This window comes from Candidatus Eisenbacteria bacterium (assembly GCA_030017955.1).
GTDB lineage: Bacteria > Eisenbacteria > RBG-16-71-46 > JASEGR01 > JASEGR01 > JASEGR01.
This window is the reverse complement of sequence record JASEGR010000142.1, coordinates 1-3451: the sequence shown is the minus strand read 5'-3', so window position 1 is coordinate 3451 and position 3451 is coordinate 1. Positions and strand designations below refer to the sequence as shown.

General features: G+C 53.0%; 3 protein-coding genes. All 3 read right to left on the bottom strand.

Features of this window, described 5'->3' with window-relative positions:
• Positions 1 to 124 precede the first annotated feature (124 nt).
• A complete protein-coding gene (locus tag QME66_12980) occupies positions 125 to 1510 on the bottom strand; it encodes a CsgG/HfaB family protein (GenBank protein MDI6809864.1) in 1386 nt (461 codons plus the stop codon).
• A gap of 287 nt (positions 1511 to 1797) precedes the next feature.
• Entirely contained in the window at positions 1798 to 2430 is a 633-nt protein-coding gene (locus QME66_12975; protein ID MDI6809863.1) for a hypothetical protein, read from the bottom strand.
• Positions 2431 to 2661: 231 nt separating this feature from the next.
• The gene (gene radC, locus QME66_12970; protein ID MDI6809862.1) at positions 2662 to 3333 is read right to left on the bottom strand and encodes a DNA repair protein RadC; all 672 of its coding nucleotides are present in this window, start codon (positions 3331 to 3333) and stop codon (positions 2662 to 2664) included.
• Between the last annotated feature and the right edge of the window lie 118 nt (positions 3334 to 3451).

Sequence of the window (3451 nt, the reverse complement as noted above, 5' to 3'; positions counted from 1 at the left end):
CATACAGCAGGCACGTCTATATGTCAAGATATTAATGACGCACTACACTAGCTAGCCCTGTCTCTAATCCCTCCGGGAAGGAAAACCATGTCGGATTCATCGGAAGTGAACCCGCGGACAAACCTCACTTGGTGATAGCTTTACTCCCTACTTCAATAGTTCCGCCGATTCTTCTCACAACTAGTGCGGCACACATCCTGTCCATGGGTTCTGTGATAGCCACATCACCCAACTCTTCGATTTTCGTACCGAGGACTTCTCCGGTGACGGGGTGCTTGATTGGTTCACCCTCCCTGTAGATCACAAATTTCATTCCCTTCCTTGTCCCGCGGTTCGATCCGATGTCCAGGTAGACTAGATCGCCTTCAACCTGGATTACAGTTCCAGCGAGGATCGGGATATCATTCGCAACCTTCTGGACAAGGTCATCAACCATCTTCTTGACATTCTCTATCGTGGAGGTGCTGGAGGAAACATCTCTTGCACTCAATATCGAGCCTGAGGCAGTGTCAATTAGCCTTGCATCAATACTGGCAAGATTCCCGGAAAGACTAACGCTCCCCAGGAAGATTCCCTCGACTCCGATGTTCTTACCTACCTGGGCAGCGGTTGATGCGTCAATAACGCCTGTCATTCCGAGCTTCTGCTCTTTCAGAAGTTCTTCGAGTTTGCTCCGTTCCATAACATTGAATCTCTGCAGATTGACGAGAGATGTAGTGAGCTTATCCAGCACCATCTCGCCAAGGGTCTGCGCCCCCCCCTTGGCCTCGAAAGGAAGAACAGCGACGCTGAGTTTGGAGCCAACTTTCCTGGCTTTCTCTTCAGCGATTCTCACCATCACTGACTTCGTGGAAGAAACTCCCCGTGAGTTAGCAGAAGAAACGGTAATCGTATTCTCACCGGGCCTAAGAGCCACGTCCTGACTGAAGTCCACCCTCTTCCCCTGAAGCACCTTCACCGGTATCCCATTTACTGTCACAGAAGTGACGCTGTTTCCGTCAACGGCAAAGCCCTGAACCGTCAGTTTCGAAGTTGCCATAGTCTCATTCTCAAGGGGCTTCGTGATCGTGATGGAAGGCCCCTGTGATGGTACCTGAGTTTCCTGAGGAATGACCTTTGGCGGCGCCGTGACTGCCTGTCCCGCGCCTCCGGAGGCGGCCTTGGCTTTTTCGAGGTACTCCCGCGCCCGGGCAGAGAACACCGTCTTCATCGATCTTTCAAGCTCGCTGATCGCGTTCTGAAAATCTCCAAGATTGAAGTAGCAGATTCCCATCTCCCTGTGAGGGAAGTACTCCACGAAATTGACTCCGTATGTGCGGATTTTCTGCGCATCGTTGGACTCGACAGCAACGGCTTTTGTGAACTCTGCGATGGCGCCCTGCCAGTTCTCTTCTTTCATCATCCGAAGGCCGTCGTTGTAGAAGTCGTACCATCTGCCGCCGGCCCAAGACGGGTAGGAGGAGAACAACGTGAGAGCGAGGAAGAGGAGCGATCCTCCCCTTAGACACAAACACCGCTTGCTGCGGTAGCTTCGGAATGGATCTGGCATAGTTAAGGGCATAAATCAGACGGACATTACCACCCGATATTTCAGCATGTCAACTGATTTCTGAGAATGCCCGGGCGGAAGGTGAGCACTAACCCCATGCATCCCGCCGTACGCACACTGTCACGCCGGAACACGAAGCCTGCCGGAGCTTTCGCCAGACGCACAGCAATTCCGGGCTCCATCCGCACTTCGTCCGCAGGATGGAGCGGAGACACTGACGTATCCATGCCGTTCAGATGAGACGGCCGCTAGAACACCAGCCCCGCGGTCACACCCAGAAACGAGAGATTATCTCCGCCTGTAAGCTTGTCAGAAGACACAATTCGCAATACTCCTTGCACAATCAGATTGATCGACTCGCCTGCCGGAACTTCGACTCCCGCACCCACTGCAACACCCATCTTGGTCTCGTCGTCTTCGGGAACAACGATAAGAGTCCCACCCGGCCAGCTGATTTCCATCTTCCATTTCATGACATTCATTGTTCCCATGCCAAACAGGAATATCTGAGTTGGCGCTTCTGCCGGTGTCAAGTACGGCCGCACACCGATGCCGAATTCCAAAATGCTTACAGGCGCGTCTATGCTAACACCAGACCCGGGCCCAATCCCCGCATCGCTGAGGACCTTCTCCTCGTCGAATGTGAACCTTTCATAGCCCGCCCCCAGTGTGACCCCCACGTTGGGGCGTAGGAAAACAACGTACTGGCCGTGGCCACTGAACCCAACCTTCCAATAATCCTTGAAACTCTCTGGAGCGGTCGGAATCCCGACCCCCGCGTATAATTCAATTTGCGGGCGCCGGATTACCTGTGAAAAAGCCTGGCCAACCACGACAAAGATCAAAAACAGTGAGACTGCGCAGACTAGAGCATGTTTCATCGTTCTCCTCCTCGTTAATCAGTGTGGAGTTGAGTTCTCTCTCCAACGTGAAACCCGACAAATCGCAACTTGACACGTTTTGAGATCTCATTCCTTTCCTGCTACTTCCAACCTCCTTTCTCATGAGGTTCAGAGGTCTTCCAGATTTACTGCAGCGTGTACCTTATCCGATTTCAACTTCCATCACAACTGTTTTTTGCTGCGGAGACATGGCTCATCGCCCGATGCGGGCTAGGACTCGAAGACTCCTCTTTCCCTGAGACTCACAAAACCGCCGTTTCCAATAATCACATGGTCAAGCACGTCGATACCCATTATTTCCCCTGCCCGGATGAGCCTTTTTGTTATGGCAATGTCCTCAACGCTTGGCTCCGAATCGCCGGAGGGATGATTGTGGACAAGGATCACAGAAAGGGCAGAGTTGGAAACAGCGGGTTCGAATACTTCCCGTGGGTGAACAATTGATGCGTTGAGGCTTCCTATTGAAACAATTTCTTTTCTCAAGAGCTGATTTCTGGCATTCAGGTAGAGCGCAACGAAATGTTCCTTCTTGTGGACCTTAAGCTCCGCGGTGGCTTTGAAGACATCCTCGGGCGTGTTTAGAGTCGCGGTGCTTTCCTTTTGATCCTGGAAAAGTCTTCTTCCCAACTCGACTGACGCCAGGATTCGCGCCGCAAGAGCCGGGCCCAGTCCCCTTTTCCGGATGAGCTGGGAAGAGGAGAATGAAGGGAGTTCCCTGATGCCATTGGGGCCGATGAGGGACAAGGCGATTTCGCGGGCACTTGTTCTTCGTGAGCCCGACCCGACGATTATTGTCAGAAGCTCGGAATCCCTCAAGAAGGACGGCCCGCGCTCAAGAAGTCTCTCTCTCAGGTCCTCCCGTCCTGCTTTCTCTTTCCCCATACCCACCTCCCGCCGTTCTTCTCCTCCGAGCCGCGGAACTCCTGAATTCGTTGCGACTCCTACCCGACCTTTCTAGTGTCGTGTCCCGGAAATTCCTTGTCTATGTCTCTGCCCCTGG